The 15,306-nt window shown below is 58.7% G+C and carries 17 protein-coding genes; 8 read left to right on the top strand and 9 right to left on the bottom strand.

What is annotated here, in order from left to right:
- Positions 1 to 4: 4 nt before the first annotated feature.
- The 3 genes from ACCC96_RS04415 to ACCC96_RS04405 all read right to left on the bottom strand — a co-directional run bounded on the left by ACCC96_RS04415 (position 5) and on the right by ACCC96_RS04405 (position 2,347).
- Positions 5 to 859 (bottom strand): shikimate dehydrogenase, encoded by an 855-nt coding sequence (locus tag ACCC96_RS04415; protein WP_028938865.1) that lies wholly within the window; start codon positions 857 to 859, stop codon positions 5 to 7.
- A 5-nt stretch (positions 860 to 864) separates the two neighbouring features.
- Positions 865 to 1,305 carry a type II 3-dehydroquinate dehydratase gene (gene aroQ / locus ACCC96_RS04410; protein WP_413695088.1) on the bottom strand — a complete coding sequence of 147 codons (441 nt, stop codon included), beginning with the start codon at positions 1,303 to 1,305 and terminating at the stop codon, positions 865 to 867.
- Between the two features lie 130 nt (positions 1,306 to 1,435).
- On the bottom strand, positions 1,436 to 2,347 hold the full coding sequence (locus tag ACCC96_RS04405) for a LysR family transcriptional regulator (RefSeq protein ID WP_413695087.1): 912 nt from the start codon (positions 2,345 to 2,347) through the stop codon (positions 1,436 to 1,438).
- A 282-nt stretch (positions 2,348 to 2,629) separates the two neighbouring features.
- Between ACCC96_RS04405 and ACCC96_RS04400 the strand changes: the two genes are divergently transcribed.
- Both ACCC96_RS04400 and ACCC96_RS04395 read left to right on the top strand, forming a co-directional pair.
- Positions 2,630 to 3,058 carry a DUF4160 domain-containing protein gene (locus tag ACCC96_RS04400; RefSeq protein WP_413695086.1) on the top strand — a complete coding sequence of 143 codons (429 nt, stop codon included), beginning with the start codon at positions 2,630 to 2,632 and terminating at the stop codon, positions 3,056 to 3,058.
- Positions 3,055 to 3,501 (top strand): DUF2442 domain-containing protein, encoded by a 447-nt coding sequence (locus ACCC96_RS04395; RefSeq protein ID WP_019650931.1) that lies wholly within the window; start codon positions 3,055 to 3,057, stop codon positions 3,499 to 3,501. The genes ACCC96_RS04400 and ACCC96_RS04395 overlap by 4 nt, the downstream gene beginning before the upstream one ends.
- Positions 3,502 to 3,553: 52 nt before the next feature.
- Here the strand turns inward: ACCC96_RS04395 and trmA are convergent, their stop codons facing one another.
- Entirely contained in the window at positions 3,554 to 4,633 is a 1,080-nt protein-coding gene (gene trmA / locus ACCC96_RS04390) for a tRNA (uridine(54)-C5)-methyltransferase TrmA (RefSeq protein ID WP_019650932.1), read from the bottom strand.
- On the bottom strand, positions 4,630 to 5,925 hold the full coding sequence (locus ACCC96_RS04385; RefSeq protein ID WP_019650933.1) for an NCS2 family permease: 1,296 nt from the start codon (positions 5,923 to 5,925) through the stop codon (positions 4,630 to 4,632). The genes trmA and ACCC96_RS04385 overlap by 4 nt, the downstream gene beginning before the upstream one ends.
- Positions 5,926 to 6,151: 226 nt before the next feature.
- On the opposite strand from ACCC96_RS04385, the gene ACCC96_RS04380 reads away from it, so the two are divergent.
- Both ACCC96_RS04380 and ACCC96_RS04375 read left to right on the top strand, forming a co-directional pair.
- Positions 6,152 to 6,607 (top strand): DUF4879 domain-containing protein, encoded by a 456-nt coding sequence (locus ACCC96_RS04380; protein ID WP_413695085.1) that lies wholly within the window; start codon positions 6,152 to 6,154, stop codon positions 6,605 to 6,607.
- 67 nt (positions 6,608 to 6,674) lie between these two features.
- The gene (locus ACCC96_RS04375) at positions 6,675 to 7,226 is read left to right on the top strand and encodes a DJ-1 family glyoxalase III (protein ID WP_007937285.1); all 552 of its coding nucleotides are present in this window, start codon (positions 6,675 to 6,677) and stop codon (positions 7,224 to 7,226) included.
- 9 nt (positions 7,227 to 7,235) lie between these two features.
- Here the strand turns inward: ACCC96_RS04375 and ACCC96_RS04370 are convergent, their stop codons facing one another.
- Positions 7,236 to 8,474: an MFS transporter gene (locus tag ACCC96_RS04370; RefSeq protein WP_019650936.1), complete on the bottom strand. Its 1,239-nt coding sequence runs from the start codon at positions 8,472 to 8,474 to the stop codon at positions 7,236 to 7,238.
- 528 nt (positions 8,475 to 9,002) lie between these two features.
- Here ACCC96_RS04370 and ACCC96_RS04365 point away from each other — a divergent pair.
- The 3 genes from ACCC96_RS04365 to ACCC96_RS04355 are packed head-to-tail and all read left to right on the top strand — an operon-like array spanning position 9,003 to position 11,681.
- Positions 9,003 to 10,445, top strand: a complete 1,443-nt coding sequence (locus tag ACCC96_RS04365) for a cytochrome ubiquinol oxidase subunit I (RefSeq protein WP_413695084.1) — start codon at positions 9,003 to 9,005, stop codon at positions 10,443 to 10,445.
- Positions 10,446 to 10,448: 3 nt separating this feature from the next.
- On the top strand, positions 10,449 to 11,456 hold the full coding sequence (gene cydB / locus ACCC96_RS04360; RefSeq protein ID WP_413695083.1) for a cytochrome d ubiquinol oxidase subunit II: 1,008 nt from the start codon (positions 10,449 to 10,451) through the stop codon (positions 11,454 to 11,456).
- Between the two features lie 57 nt (positions 11,457 to 11,513).
- On the top strand, positions 11,514 to 11,681 hold the full coding sequence (locus ACCC96_RS04355) for a DUF2474 domain-containing protein (RefSeq protein WP_081625770.1): 168 nt from the start codon (positions 11,514 to 11,516) through the stop codon (positions 11,679 to 11,681).
- A gap of 71 nt (positions 11,682 to 11,752) precedes the next feature.
- Here ACCC96_RS04355 and ACCC96_RS04350 read toward each other — a convergent pair whose 3' ends face one another.
- Together ACCC96_RS04350 and ACCC96_RS04345 are read right to left on the bottom strand one after the other, a co-directional pair.
- A complete protein-coding gene (locus tag ACCC96_RS04350; protein ID WP_413695082.1) occupies positions 11,753 to 12,877 on the bottom strand; it encodes a methyltransferase in 1,125 nt (374 codons plus the stop codon).
- 172 nt (positions 12,878 to 13,049) lie between these two features.
- Positions 13,050 to 13,760: an autoinducer binding domain-containing protein gene (locus ACCC96_RS04345; RefSeq protein ID WP_258671209.1), complete on the bottom strand. Its 711-nt coding sequence runs from the start codon at positions 13,758 to 13,760 to the stop codon at positions 13,050 to 13,052.
- A gap of 294 nt (positions 13,761 to 14,054) precedes the next feature.
- On the opposite strand from ACCC96_RS04345, the gene ACCC96_RS04340 reads away from it, so the two are divergent.
- Entirely contained in the window at positions 14,055 to 14,831 is a 777-nt protein-coding gene (locus ACCC96_RS04340; RefSeq protein ID WP_019650941.1) for a ferredoxin--NADP reductase, read from the top strand.
- 44 nt (positions 14,832 to 14,875) lie between these two features.
- On the opposite strand, the gene mscL is transcribed toward ACCC96_RS04340, so the two are convergent.
- Entirely contained in the window at positions 14,876 to 15,289 is a 414-nt protein-coding gene (gene mscL, locus ACCC96_RS04335) for a large-conductance mechanosensitive channel protein MscL (protein ID WP_007937271.1), read from the bottom strand.
- Positions 15,290 to 15,306 lie beyond the last annotated feature (17 nt).

The following is a 15,306-nucleotide window of genomic DNA, read 5'->3' as shown; positions in this document are numbered from 1 at the left end:
CATTTCAACCATTCATGCTTTGAAAATGCGCTAGCATCCGCTGGGCATCCGGCACCACGCCGCTGAATAATTCAAACGCCTTCACCGCCTGAAACACCGCCATGTTGCCGCCGTCCAGGGTTCGGCAACCCAGCGCGCGAGCATTGCGCAGCAGTTCGGTTTCCAGCGGGAAGTAAACGATCTCTGCCACCCACAACTGCGCCCGAAGCAGCTCTACCGGCACCGGCATGCCTGGCAGCTTTTTCATGCCCATGGGCGTGGTATTCACCAGTCCATCAGCCTGACCCAGCGTGCCCGGCAAGTCATGACCGGCCACGGCGCGGCCAAAACCGAAATGCTGATTGAGGTTGTCCGCCAAAGACTGAGCCCGGCTGTGATCCACATCGAAAATGCTCAGCAGTTGTACGCCTTCGCTCAATAACGCGTGGGCCACCGCTGCGCCTGCGCCACCGGCGCCCATTTGCACCACACGCTCACGGGCAACGTCCTGCAGGCCGCGACGAAACCCTTCGGCGAAGCCCAGGCAATCGGTGTTGTGGCCGATGCGTTTCCCGTCCTTCAACACCACCGTGTTCACCGCGCCAATGCCGCGGGCTTCCGGCGACAATTCGTCGAGCAACGGGATGATTGTCTGCTTGCACGGGAAGGTGATGTTCAGCCCGGTGAAATTCATCCGTTCGGCGGCCATCAGCAGGTCGGGCAGGGCGCCGCTGTCGAGTTTCAGCTGATCCAGATCGATCAGTCGATACAGGTAGCGCAAACCCTGCGCATCGCCTTCGTGCTCGTGCAGTGCCGGAGTGCGGGAAGCCTGAATGCCGGCGCCGATCAGCCCGGCCAATACCACGGTGTTCTGTGTCATCACGCTTAACCTTTCAAACGTTGGCTGAAATGCTCCAGCGCCAAACGATAGCCGTGGCTGCCGAAGCCGCACATCACCGCCGTGGCGATGGACGAGACAAAGGAGTGATGCCGGAAGGGTTCGCGGGCATGGACGTTGGACAGGTGCACTTCGATCACTGGCAGTTCGCTGGCGACCAGCGCATCGCGAATGGCGACCGAGGTGTGGGTCCAGGCAGCCGGATTGATGACGATCCCGGCGCAGCGGCCACGGGCGGCATGAATCCAGTCGAGCAGTTCGCCTTCATGGTTGGTCTGGCGAAACTCCACCTTCAGGCCGAACTCTTCAGCGGCGCGACCGCACAGCGCTGAAATATCCGCCAGGGTTTCGTGGCCATAAGTCGCCGGTTCACGGGTGCCGAGCAGGTTCAGGTTCGGGCCGTTGAGCACCAGAACGATAGGGGGCATCGGGTCTCTCCACTTATTATTTTTGGCATTGGCCGAGGGTCTCAGCCTGTGGAGATAAATTGTACTAACTGGTTAATAAGGTCAATTGAAGAGGCGCCGGCCCTGGATTATCTGTGCGGTGATCGAACATTCAGCGCGGAAGACGCTCAACCAGAAAATCGATAAACGCCCTGAGCCGCAATGGCACATGGCGGCTTTGCGGATACAGCAACGTGAAGGGGCGGGAGCGCCCGCCATAGGGCTTGAGCACTTCCACCAGCGAGCCATCCGCCAGTTCATTTTCGACGATGAAGCGATAGGTTTGAAACAACCCGGCACCGTGTTTCGCCAGCGTCACGCCGCCCAATACATCATCGGAACAGCAATAATTACCTTCTGCCAAAATCTCCAGCGGCACGCCGTTATCGTTGAACAGCCAGGCAATCCTCCGCCCGCTGCTGGGCAGTTCGAACTGGATGCATTCGTGGTGCGCCAGGTCGTCGAGGGTCTGTGGCGTGCCGGCACGCTTCAGATAGTCAGGGCTGGCAATCATCACCAGCGCGGCGTCCTCCAGTGGCCGGGCAATCAGCCCGGAGTCGGGAATCGCCCGCACACGGATGGCCATGTCATAGCCTTCGCCGACGAAATCGATGTTGCGATTGCTGATGTGCACCTCGACTTTCACGGCGGGAAAACTCGCCCGAAACGCCGGTAGCAGCGGCAGGATACGGTGGTGGGCATAGGTGGTGGGAATGCTGATACGCAAGGTGCCGGAGGGTTCCTGCTGTTGGCCCATGACCTCGCGTTGAGCCTCGACCAATTGCGCAAGGGCCAGGCGACACTCCTCGAAATAGCGCCGGCCACTGTCGGTCAGCTTGACGCTGCGGGTGGTACGCGCGAACAGCCGCACACCCAGGCGTTCTTCCATCCGCGACACCGAGCGGCTGACCGCAGCCGGGGTCACACCCGCCACCAGGGCCGCAGCGGTAAAGCTGCCGGCTTCGGCGGCCAGGCAAAACAGTTCGATGCTGCCGAGCTGAAGATCGTCGAAATGTCGCTGCATGATTGATTACACCAAGAATCAAATGAAGTGTCTGAGGCTGTATTTATCAAAGATGGGCGCACAAATACAGGGCACGTTTCAACCGCCAATACCGAAACTCACCGCCGTCTACGTGTTGCCAATGAAAGGATTGCTTACTCTTTTTGCCCTGATCAGCAGGGGACGGTCGACCTGAAACGCTAGGCTCAAACGTGGTCAGCTGATCGAACGGTTAGGGCCAGTTATCGGATTTTTCAAGGAATGGCGAATCTTCGGATTCTATAACCTAACGGATGGGTTAGCATGAATGTATGCCGCTACAAGGGGTTGTCACTGGTAGTCATGTTGCGTGATGAGCATTGCCCGCCACATGTTCACGTCGATGGAGGCACATGGAGCGCACGCTTTCGGTTCAGCTTCTGGCACAACGGCGTAGAGCTCTGGGATGTCATTCCTCATTCGCATCGACCTCCTCTGGCCATGCTGGAGGGGTTACGCCAGGCGCTCAGGCAACCTGCCCATTTGCGGCGAGCCCGTGACATCTGGTGGAGAAAATTGCGGACGGCCTGCCTCGACAATCAGTTATGGGATTGGCAGGGCAATGAAGTGGTCGTGATGAAGAGGATTGCCAGCACGACTTACATGATTGGTTCGGCTCGCTATGAGCCTGAAGGAAACAAGACCTTATTGACGCTGATGGGAGCACCGGAGGGCGTGGAGATCGAATTATGAAAACGATAAGTGCAAAAATGCAGGTAGATCACCCTGTGACCGAAGGCGTTTTGGACGAAGCGATCGAGAGTGGCGAGTTACGCCGTCGCAGTGGATTGAATGCAACGACGGTGATCTTTCTCGATCCATGTCTCGCCGTCGGTTTCGAGGATGGCAGCGGTGTGTTGTTGCCAGTGAAAAACTATCCAGAGTTCGATGGTTTTGAGACCGAGGATTTCGCCGGTTTGACAGTCGGTTTCGCCGGCACCGCGCTTTTTCATGAAGACAAGGATCTGCAGGTGTCCATCGCCGGTTTGATTTCGGCGAGCAAGCCGCTGATGGATATGGCGGCCTCGGTGATCGCCTCGCGCAATGGTCGTCAGAGCAGCGCCGCCAAGGCCGAGGCAGCTCGGGCCAACGGCAAGAAGGGCGGTCGCCCACGCAAGGTCGATGCGGCTCTTTGATCGCCTACAAAAAAGCCGTCCCAAGGACGGCTGATTTGTATAACGACTGCAATCAACGACGGGTCAACAACACTCCGGACTCCATGTGATGGGTCCATGGGAACTGGTCGAACATCGCGCATTGAGTAATGCGGTGAGTGTCGTTTAGTTGGGCGATGTTGGCCGCGAGGGTTTCCGGGTTGCAGGAGATGTAGAGGATGTTGTCGAAGCGCCGGGTCAGTTCGCAAGTATCCGGGTCCATGCCGGCGCGGGGCGGATCGACGAACACGCTACCGAACTCGTAGCTCTTGAGGTCGATGCCGTGCAGGCGACGGAACGGGCGAACTTCGTTCAGGGCTTCGGTCAGCTCTTCAGCAGACAAACGCACCAACGTGACGTTATCCACCGCGTTTTCGCTCAGGTTGCTGAGCGCTGCGTTGACCGAGGTCTTGCTGATTTCAGTGGCCAGCACTTTGCGCACGCGGGTAGCGAGCGGCAAAGTGAAGTTGCCGTTGCCGCAATACAGCTCCAGCAAATCGTCGGAACGATCGCCAAGGGCGTCATACGCCCAGTTGAGCATCTTCTGGTTCACCGTGCCGTTGGGCTGGGTGAACGCGCCTTCCGGCTGGCGATAGCTGAAGGTACGGCCGCCGACTTCAAGTTGCTCGACCACGTAATCGTGACCGATCACTTCGCGTTTGCCCTTCGAGCGACCGATGATACTGACGTTCATGTCGGCTGCCAGCTTCGACGCCGCCGTGTGCCAGTGCTCGTCCAGCGGGCGGTGGTAGCACAGGGTGATCATCGCATCGCCGGCCAGCGTGGTCAGAAACTCCACCTGAAACAGTTTGTGGCTCAGGGCTGCACTCGCTTGCCACGCCGCCTTGAGCTGCGGCATCAACTCATTGATGCGCAGGCTTGCGATCGGAAATTCTTCGATCAGGATCGGCGTGCGTTTGTCTTCCTGGGAAAACATTGCGTAGTGGCGCTCGCCGGCTTCACGCCACAGGCGGAATTCGGCACGCAGACGGAAGTTTTTCAGCGGCGAATCAAACACCACTGGTTCGGGCGCATCGAACGGGGCCAGCAGGTCGCGCAGGCGCGTGACCTTTTCTTCGAGCTGAACGGCATAAGCCTGGGAATCAAAAGTCATGCGTTGAACCAACCCAACTTGATCACGAACAGAATCGACAGAATCACCAGCGCCGAATTCAGTTCACGGCCGCGACCGGACAACAACTTGGTGGCGGTCCAGGAGATGAAACCGAAGGCGATGCCGTTGGCGATGGAGTACGTGAATGGCATGGCCAGGGCGGTGACCACGACCGGTGCGGCGACGGTGATGTCGTCCCAGTCTATTTCCGCCAGGCCGGATGTCATCAATACGGCGACGAACAGTAATGCAGGCGCCGTGGCGAAGGCTGGAACGCTGGCCGCCAATGGCGAGAAGAACAGCGCCAGCAGGAACAGAATCGCCACCACGATGGCGGTCAGGCCAGTGCGGCCACCGGCACTCACGCCGGCTGCGGATTCGATGTAGCTGGTGGTGGTCGAGGTGCCCAGCAACGAACCGGCCATGGCCGCGGTACTGTCGGCGATCAGGGCGCGGCCCATTTTCGGCATGTGGCCGTCCTTGCCCATCAGGCCGGCGCGCTTGGCGACGCCGATCAGGGTGCCGGAGTTGTCGAACAGATCGACGAACAGGAACGCGAAAATCACGCTGACCAGACCGATGTCCAGTGCGCCTTTGATGTCCAGTTGCAGGAAGGTCGGCGCCAGCGACGGTGGCATCGACATCACGCCGCCGAACGGGCTGAAGCCCAACAGGATGGAAACGATGGTCACCGACAGAATGCCGATCAGCACCGCACCGCGGACTTTCAGGGCTTCAAGCGCGACGATCAGGGCAAAACCCAGGGTCGCGAGGATCGGCGCCGGTTGCTTCAGATCGCCGAGGCCGACCATGGTCGCCGGGTTGCTGACGACGATGCCGGCGTTGTGCAGGGCGATCAGTGCCAGGAACAGGCCGATACCGGCGGCAATCGCCGAGCGTAGTGCTAGCGGGATGCTGTTGATGATCCATTCGCGGATGCGGAAGATCGACAGCAGGAAAAACATCACCGCCGAGAGGAACACCGCGCCGAGTGCCACTTGCCAGGTATGGCCCATGTGCAGGACCACGGTATAGGTGAAGAAGGCGTTCAGGCCCATGCCCGGTGCCAGGGCGATCGGGTAGTTGGCGATCAGGCCCATGGTTGTCGAGCCGATGGCAGCTGCCAGACAGGTGGCGACAAACACCGCGCCTTTGTCCATGCCGGTCTCGCCGAGGATGCTCGGGTTGACGAACAGAATGTAGGCCATGGCCAAAAAGGTCGTGACGCCCGCCAGAATCTCGGTCCGCACGTTGGTGTTGTGTGCCTTGAGTTGAAACAGCCTTTCCAGCATGTCTGCTCCCCGTGGCGCGCCCGGCGCCGTGAATGTATCGACCTCAACAGCAAAGCACAGACCGCCGTAGGCGCCTGGGAATTTTCTGTGGGTCGGAAAAAGCCGCGCATCATACCAGCAGCGTGGAGCCATGGCTGCTTATGGCTGCGATCGTCGTCGATGTTTTGCCAAAAAGGGAACTGCGCCATACTGCGCGCTGTTTTTTTAGGGCGGGGAAGGGCGGAATATGAAGTACATGAGCACGCGCGTGGTTGCCGCATTCGCAATGTTGATCGCGTTGTTCCTGGGTGCCCAAACCGCCTTGGCAGCGACGGCTCCACCACTGAGTCAGGTCAAGGTGCTCAAGGTCGAGTCGCCCAACTGTGGCTTTGAAGATATTGCGGACAAGCAGGAGCAGACCCGTTGCGATCACCAGGGGCCGAACATCAAGGTGTATGTGCTGGAAGTCGGCTACGGTCGCGAAGCCCATGTTGCCCTGGACGGTTTCGAGGTGGATGGCACCCGGACCCCAGTCTGTGCTTTTGATACCGGCAACCTGACCGAGTGCTCAGTCGGGAAAAAAACTGTCGGCTATCTGTACATCTTCGACCTGGCAGGCAAGCAGGACGGCATCTTCACGTTCAGCAACACCTCGATCAACGCGCCGGGCAACACGATGTCGACGCAGCTTTACATCAAGTAACGGCCAGGCTCGAACAAGGGTCAGGAAAGCTGACTACGCTTTAAAGATCATTCTCTGGACCGCGCCCATGACCTTTAGAGCCCTGATTACCCTCGCCGAGGGCATCGACGATCTGCAAACCGTGACCCTGATCGATGTACTGCGCCGCGCCAAGGTTGAAGTGGTGGTGGCCAGTATCGAGTCGCGGCGCATGCTGACCTGCGCGCGCGGCACCCGCCTGACTGCCGATGCGATGCTGGTCGATTTGCTGGCCCAACCCTTCGACTTGATCGTTTTGCCCGGCGGCGCCGTGGGGGCGCAGCATTTGGCGGCCCACCAACCCCTGCAACAATTGATCAAGGACCAGGTCGCCGCCGGACGCTTGTTCGCCGGCATTGCCGAAGCGCCGGCGCTGGCGCTGCAGACTTTTGGCGTGCTGCGTCAGCGGCGCATGACGTGCCTGCCTTCCGTCAGCCATCAATTGTCGGGCTGCAACTTCGTCGATCAACCGGTGGTGGTCGATGGCAACTGCATCACCGCCCAGGGGGCAGGCGCCGCGCTGGAGTTTGCGCTGACGCTGGTGGAGCAACTCTGCGGCAAAGCCACGCGGTCGGCGGTGGCGGGGGAGTTGCTGGTATAGAAGACTGCTTCAGGCCCTGACCTCTTCCACTGGCACATGCATGCGGTCGCGGTTGGCCAGCGTCGGGAACAGTTTGACCCAGACCCCGGTGACCATCAGTGTGCCGATGCCGCCCATCACCACGGCCGGTACGGTGCCGAACCAGTGGGCCGTCAAGCCAGACTCGAATTCGCCGAGCTGATTCGAAGCGCCGATGAACAAGCCATTCACGGCACTGACCCGGCCGCGCATCTCGTCCGGGGTTTCCAGCTGCACGAACGAGGCGCGGATCACCATGCTGATCATGTCTGCCGCACCTAAAACCACCAACACAGCGAGAGAGAACCAGAACGAAGTCGACAGGCCGAAAGCGATGGTTGCGACGCCGAATACACCCACGGCGGTAAACATCACCCGTCCGACGTTGCGTTCCACGGCAAATCGCGCCAGAAACAGCGACATCAGCAGTGCGCCCACCGCCGGGGCCGAACGCAGCAGGCCCAGACCCCAAGGGCCGGTCAGCAGAATATCTTTGGCGAACACCGGCAGCAGCGCAGTCGCGCCACCCAGCAAGACGGCAAACAGATCCAGGGAAATCGCCCCGAGAATGTCCGGGCGGCTGCGAATGAAGCGGATGCCTGCGAGCAGCGAATCCAGGGTTGCCTTGCCCTTGTTCAACGGTGTCTGCCGGGCCGGGAGGTTAAGCATCAGCGCACAGGCGATGAGGTAGAGAATCACCGTCGGGCCATACACCCAGACGCTGCCGAAGGCGTAAAGCAAACCGCCCAGCGCCGGGGCAACGATGGTGGCCGATTGCTGCGCAGATTGCGCGGCAGCAACCGCGCGCGGGAATAGAGCACTGGGCACGATGCTCGGCAGCAAGGCCTGGGTGGTCGGCATCTCGAAGGAGCGGGCGGCGCCGAGCAGGAATGCGAGGATGAAGATCATCTCCCGGGTGACATGGTCAGTCGCGCTGCCGATGGCCAGCGACAGGGCGATCAGCGCTTGCACAGACTGACAGATCGCCGCGACCTTGCGCCGGTCATAGCGATCCGCGACATGCCCGGTGTGCAGCATGAACAACACCCGCGGGGCAAATTCCACCAGACCCACCAGACCCAGATCGAGCACATTGCCGGTCAGTTGATACAGGTTCCAGCCGATGGCCACGGTCAGCATTTGAAAACCGCTGGCGGTAAATACCCGAGCCAGCCAGAACGCGATAAAAGGGCGGTGATGACGTAACAGCAGGGGCGCTTGGCTGGGCATCTGAAGGCAAGTCTGGGTGAGGGGAAGGGCGAGATTATCACCAACCTGTAACCGGGAGTTGCGAGCACGGAAAATTTAGTTAGCTAGACACCGATCCCACAGAACATACAAATACCCTGTGGCGAGGGAGCTTGCTCCCGCTGGGATGCGAAGCAGCCCCGAACCTGCTACCCCATACCACAGGCACATCGCGTTACCCGGTTTTACGACTGCTGCGCAGCCGAGCGGGAGCAAGCTCCCTCGCCACAGGGAAAATGCATTGCAACGCATGACCAAACCCGTGAGGCAACCTGTCACGCGGCAATAGACCACACCGTCCATCGGCAAAAATGCGACTACTCTTTCAACGTTGCTTGATCCAGATCAAGACCCTTCGTGGAAATGATCCGGTGGCCAGATGGCCAGATTCCCTACGTTGTGATGATGGTAGAAAAAGAACGAGTTCAAATTCGCCACACTCCATAACCGTGGGGGCAGTGGGTGCAGGCCGCAAGCCTTCAGCCAGTATTACCTGACAGAGGAAGACTTATGTTCGGTTTGGAGGCACTTGATCTCGCCCGGATTCAGTTCGCGTTCACCATTTCGTTCCACATCCTGTTCCCGGCCATCACCATTGGCCTGGCGAGTTACCTGGCGGTACTCGAAGGCCTGTGGCTGAAGACGCACAACGACACTTACCGCGATCTGTACCATTTCTGGTCGAAGATCTTTGCCGTCAACTTCGGCATGGGTGTGGTGTCCGGCCTGGTCATGGCCTATCAGTTCGGCACCAACTGGAGCCGCTTCTCGGATTTCGCCGGTTCCGTGACCGGGCCGTTGCTGACCTACGAAGTGCTCACCGCGTTCTTCCTGGAAGCCGGTTTCCTCGGCGTCATGCTGTTCGGCTGGAACAGGGTCGGGCGCAAGCTGCACTTCTTCGCCACGGTCATGGTCGCCATCGGTACCCTGATCTCGACCTTCTGGATTCTCGCCTCCAACAGCTGGATGCAGACCCCGCAGGGCTACGAGATCGTCAACGGGCAAGTCATTCCGGTGGACTGGCTGGCGGTGATTTTCAACCCTTCGTTCCCCTACCGCCTGATGCACATGGCTACGGCGGCATTCGTCGCTACCGCTTTCTTCGTCGGTTCGTCGGCGGCCTGGCACTTGCTACGCGGCAAGGACAACCCGGCCATCCGCACCATGCTCTCGATGGCCATGTGGATGGCGCTGATCGTGGCGCCGATCCAAGCCGTCATCGGTGACTTCCACGGCCTCAACACCCTCAAGCACCAGCCGGCGAAAATCGCTGCGATTGAAGGTCACTGGGAAAATGTCGGTGATGAACCGACCCCGTTGATCCTGTTCGGTTGGCCGGACATGAAAGCCGAAAAGACCAAATTCGCGGTCGAGATTCCGTACCTGGGCAGCCTGATCCTGACCCACACCCTGGACAAACAGGTACCGGCGCTCAAGGAGTTCCCGCCTGAAGACCGGCCGAATTCGACCATCGTGTTCTGGTCGTTCCGGATCATGGTCGGCCTGGGGTTCCTGATGATCTTCACCGGTTTGTGGAGTCTGTGGCTGCGCAAGCGCGACACGTTGTATACCTCGCGTCCGTTCCTGTACCTGGCGCTGTGGATGGGCCCATCCGGCCTGATCGCGATTCTCGCCGGCTGGTTCACCACTGAAATCGGCCGTCAGCCGTGGGTGGTCTACGGCTTGATGCGCACGGCGGATGCGTCCTCCGGGCACAGTTTCGTGCAGATGAGCATCACCTTGATCATGTTCGTTGTGGTGTATTTCGCGCTGTTCGGTGCCGGTCTTGGCTACATGATGCGCCTGGTGCGCAAAGGGCCGAAGATCGACGAAGGCAAGGAAACCAACGAGGGTGGTCCTGGCCAGAAACGCACGCCGGCCCGTCCGCTGTCCGCCGCAGCCGACGACAACGGTGACGGCGATCACAACCACAGCCAGACCAAGGAGATTTGAATCATGGGTATTGATCTTCCGCTGATCTGGGCCGTGATCATCATCTTCGGCATCATGATGTACGTGGTCATGGACGGCTTCGACCTGGGGATCGGGATTCTCTTCCCGTTCGTCAAGGGCAAGACCGACCGTGACGTGATGATGAACACCGTCGCCCCGGTCTGGGACGGTAACGAAACCTGGCTGGTATTGGGCGGTGCGGCCTTGTTCGGCGCCTTCCCGCTGGCCTATTCGGTGGTGCTCTCGGCGTTGTACCTGCCGCTGATTTTCATGCTGATCGGGCTGATTTTCCGTGGCGTGGCCTTTGAGTTTCGCTTCAAGGCCAAGGACGCCAAGCGCCACTTGTGGGACAAGGCATTCATCGGTGGTTCGATCGCCGCGACCTTCTTCCAGGGCGTGGCATTGGGTGCGTTCATCGATGGGCTGCCGGTGGTCAATCGTCAGTTTGCCGGAGGTTCACTCGACTGGCTGACACCGTTCACGATGTTCTGTGGCGCGGCGCTGGTAGTGGCTTATGCGCTGCTCGGTTGCACCTGGTTGATCATGAAGACCGAAGGCAAGCTGCAGGAGCAGATGCATGACCTGGCGCGACCATTGGCCTTCGTGTTGCTGGCGGTGATTGGCATCGTCAGCATCTGGACACCGTTGGCCCACGCCGAGATCGCCGCACGCTGGTTCACCCTGCCGAATCTGTTCTGGTTCCTGCCAGTGCCGATTCTGGTACTGGTGACTCTGTACGGTCTGATTCGCGCGGTGGCTCGCAATGCGCATTACACGCCATTCCTGCTGACCCTGGTGCTGATCTTCCTCGGCTACAGCGGTCTGGGTATCAGCCTGTGGCCGAACATCGTGCCGCCGTCGATTTCGATCTGGGACGCTGCCGCACCGCCGCAGAGCCAGGGCTTCATGCTGGTGGGCACGCTGTTCATCATCCCGTTCATCCTGGGTTACACCTTCTGGAGCTACTACGTGTTCCGCGGCAAGGTCACCCACGAAGACGGTTACCACTAGCCCATACGAATACGGCGCAAGGTTGATACCTGCGCCGTTGCAGAGGAGAACGCGATGATGGCTGGCAAACCTGATTTGCAGGAAATCGAAGCCGCAGAGAAAAAGCCGCTTTGGCAACGACTCGGCTGGCTGGCGTTGATCTGGGCAGGCAGCGTTGGGGCACTGTTCATCGTGGCCACGCTGATGCGCATGTTCATGAATGCCGCGGGCCTGAGTACCCACTGAAATTCCCATCCCGTTGCCTTGCGGCACGGATTTATAACCCTCCTGCGACGGAGGGTTTTTTTTGCCTGCTTTTATTTGCGAGCCTTGAGAATCACGAACTTGGGGGTAGCGGCCACTTGTTCGACGCCGCGGAACAACCGCGCAAGCTTGCTGTGATAGCCCAGATGACGGTTGCCGACGATGTACAGTGCGCCGCCCACCACCAGCGCTTCGCGCGCTTGCTGGAACATCCGCCAGGCCAGGAAATCGCCGACCACTTGCTGTTGGTGGAATGGCGGATTGCACAGCACCACGTCGAGGGATTGGGGTTCCTGCCCCGCCAACCCATCGCCGGCACGTACGATCACGTCACGATCACCCAGCGCCGCGCGCCAGTTTTCAGCGGCCGATTGCACGGCCATGAATGACTCGTCCACCAATGTGTAATGGGCCTCGGGGTTTTGCAGGGCGCTGGCGATCGCCAGCACGCCGTTGCCACACCCCAGATCGGCGACCCGCGCTGTGCCGAGGTTGTTCGGCAAATGCGGCAGAAAGGCTCGCGTGCCGATATCCAGCCCTTCGCGACAGAACACGTTGGCGTGATTGAGCAGTTCGATTGCAGGCGTGTCGAGTCGATAGCGCGTCGGGTATGGAGAGACAGCGGGGGCTTTGGTTTCGGGCGTGGCGATCAGCAGCCGAGCCTTCTTCACGGCCAGCGAGGCTTGCACCGGGCCGATGTAGCGCTCCAGCAGATCGCCCGCGGCACGTGGCAGGTGCTTGACCATCGCGGCGGCAATCACTTGAGCACCGGGAGCCAATTGACCCTGTAGCCGGATCAGTTGCTCTTCCAGCAGGGCCAGGGTTTTCGGTACCCGGATCAATACTCGGTCAAACGGTCCGACGAAGGCTTCGCTGGCAGGTACGCTCGGCACCGCATCAAACGCCTGGCCGTTGCGCATGAGGTTTTTTTCGAGCCCCTGAAAGGCCAGAAATGAATCGCCGCTGCTGGTCACCCGGACCTTGCCCGCCAGGCTAGCGGCCAATGCGCCGAAGCTGTCGTTGAGTACCAGTACGCGAGTATCTGCTGTCGGTTGTTGCCCGGCCAGATGATTGAGCAGGTATTCGTCTGCGGCATCAAACGCTTGCAGCGGTTCGTTCTGCTGTTCTGGCTGGCGGATCAGGTCGAGTTGAGCGAAGGGGGTTTCGAGCAGGGGCATGAGGCGGGGCTCTGATAATCAACGGGGGGCCGCCGCTTCGGGGCGTTGTAGCGGGCGGAACCATTCGAGCGGACAGCGTCGTGGAACTTTCCACGGCATCACTCAGAACGGATCGCAATGGTACGTTTTTTTCGTCCGGATTACTCGCAGGGATTACCAGATTCGAACAGTTTCAGATAACCCCCGATCTTGCAGCGCTGATCACCGCTGCAATCTTGTTGTTGACGCCAAATTTGCGGATAGCGCCCTTTATATGGAAATTTACTGTGCTTTCGCTCAGGCTGAGGATGATTGCGATCTCGCAGGCCGTCTTGCCTTCGGCTGAATATTTCAGCACTTCAACTTCTCTGCATGATAGATGCGCCGTAGCCGGCTTCAGCGAGGAGACACGCAGGTCTTTCGCGACAAGCCCGTGCAGGTGACGGCTAATAAACGTCGCGTAGCCCAGATTTTTGTACAGTTCATATGCGGTAATCGGGCTATGGGTTCTGGCCACGCTCAGCATGCTGCAAAGCCCGTTCTTATCATGAACGGATTGCGACCAGCCAAACTGCAAACCCTGATTTTTTTGGGCTTGCCACAACGTCTGTGTCTTTGAAAAGATCTCATCCTGCCAGAGAATCGGCCATTCGGAATGATTGCAATGGGCTAGTACTGGATCAATCTCACTGAAATGTTCTTTTTCATATTTCGCATTCCATCCGCTAGGGTAATTATTCAGATTTATCTTATGGTGGCGTGTCCCTGTTGTTGGGGATGTTATTGAAAATGCACAGAAATTAAAGCCCATATTTTTGACGAAATTAAGCGACATCTCATATGCAGTCTTTATTTCTTGAGCGCAAGAAAGCTGTGTTAACTGTGACTCCTTCCACACTTTCATTGGGTAACTCCATGCGGACTTTCTTCGGGGGTGCCGATTGGATCCAAGATCCGGCACGTCCCAGAGTGTAGGAGAATTCTTACAAGCATGCTGAACTATTTTGCTCTTTAAAAAAGCGTGCAGCGACATAACTGGTTCTTAGCTATTTTCTATGGAAAGACAAAATCCAACGTTCATGTATTTATTTTTATTGTTGTACTGTTTTGTTGCCTGGATGAAAGACATTACAATTCATCGGTGTTTACACAGAGCGCTTTGCGGGACACTGGGGTCATCTGTTGAATGGAGCGACCCATGACTGCCAGTGCAGAAAAATTCACTCGCCAGACGCTGCTTGACGTCCAGCCATTGACTCCCAATCTGTTTACCCTGCGCACTACCAGGGATCCGGGCTTTCGTTTTCGCGCGGGGCAATTCGCCCGTTTGGGCGTGACCAAAGCAGACGGCAGCACGGTGTGGCGAGCTTATTCCATGGTCTCTTCGCCTTATGACGAGTTCCTCGAATTCTTCTCCATTGTTGTGCCGGGAGGGGAATTCACCAGTGAACTGAGTCGGCTGGAAGCTGGCGATACGCTGCTGGTCGACCGTCAGGCCTTCGGTTATCTGACGCTGGATCGCTTCGTCGATGGCCGTGACCTCTGGTTGTTATCCACAGGCACGGGTGTAGCGCCGTTTCTGTCGATCCTACAGGACTTCGAAGTTTGGGAGAAATTCGAACGAATCATCCTGGTCTACAGCGTGCGCGAAGCGCGGGAGCTGGCGTACCAGGCATTGATTGCGGAGCTGGCGCAGCGTGACTACCTGGCCGAGTACGCGCACAAACTGCAATTCATTCCCACCGTCACCCGCGAACAGCATCCGGGTGCCTTGAACGGGCGGATCACCAGCCTCATTGAGAATGGCGAACTGGAACAGACGGCTGGTGTAGCGCTGACAGCCGAGCATTCGCGGGTGATGCTCTGCGGTAACCCACAGATGATCGATGAGACGCGCAAGCTATTGAAACAACGGGACATGCACTTGAGCCTCAGTCGCCGACCTGGCCAAGTGGCGGTGGAAACCTACTGGTAAACAAACGGCGCCTCGAAGGCGCCGTTTCTTTGGGCAATCAGCGATCAGGGCCGATTGTTCTGAGCCTTGAGCAGATCGCGGATCTCGCTCAGCAATTCTTCTTCCTTGGTCGGTACCGGCGGCAAGGTGGGCGCAACGGCCTCTTCGCGTTTCAGACGGTTGATGGCCTTGACGCCCAGGAAGATCGCGAAGGCAACGATGATGAAGTCGATCATGCTCTGAATGAACTTGCCGTACGCCAGCACCACTGCCGGGACGTTACCGTTAGCGGCCTTGAGCGTAATGGCCAGATCACTGAAGTCCACCCCACCGATCAGCAAGCCAATTGGCGGCATCACCACATCGCCGACAAACGAAGAAACGATTTTGCCGAAGGCAGCGCCGATGATGATACCGACGGCCATGTCGACCACATTACCTTTGACCGCGAAGGCCTTGAACTCACTTATCACGCCCATAGGTTATTTCCTTGTTA

Source organism: Pseudomonas sp. Pseusp11 (assembly GCF_047304405.1).
In the GTDB taxonomy this organism is placed as follows: Bacteria; Pseudomonadota; Gammaproteobacteria; order Pseudomonadales; family Pseudomonadaceae; genus Aquipseudomonas.
The sequence above is the reverse complement of the archived record's forward strand: the minus strand, read 5'-3'. Positions and strand labels throughout refer to the sequence as shown.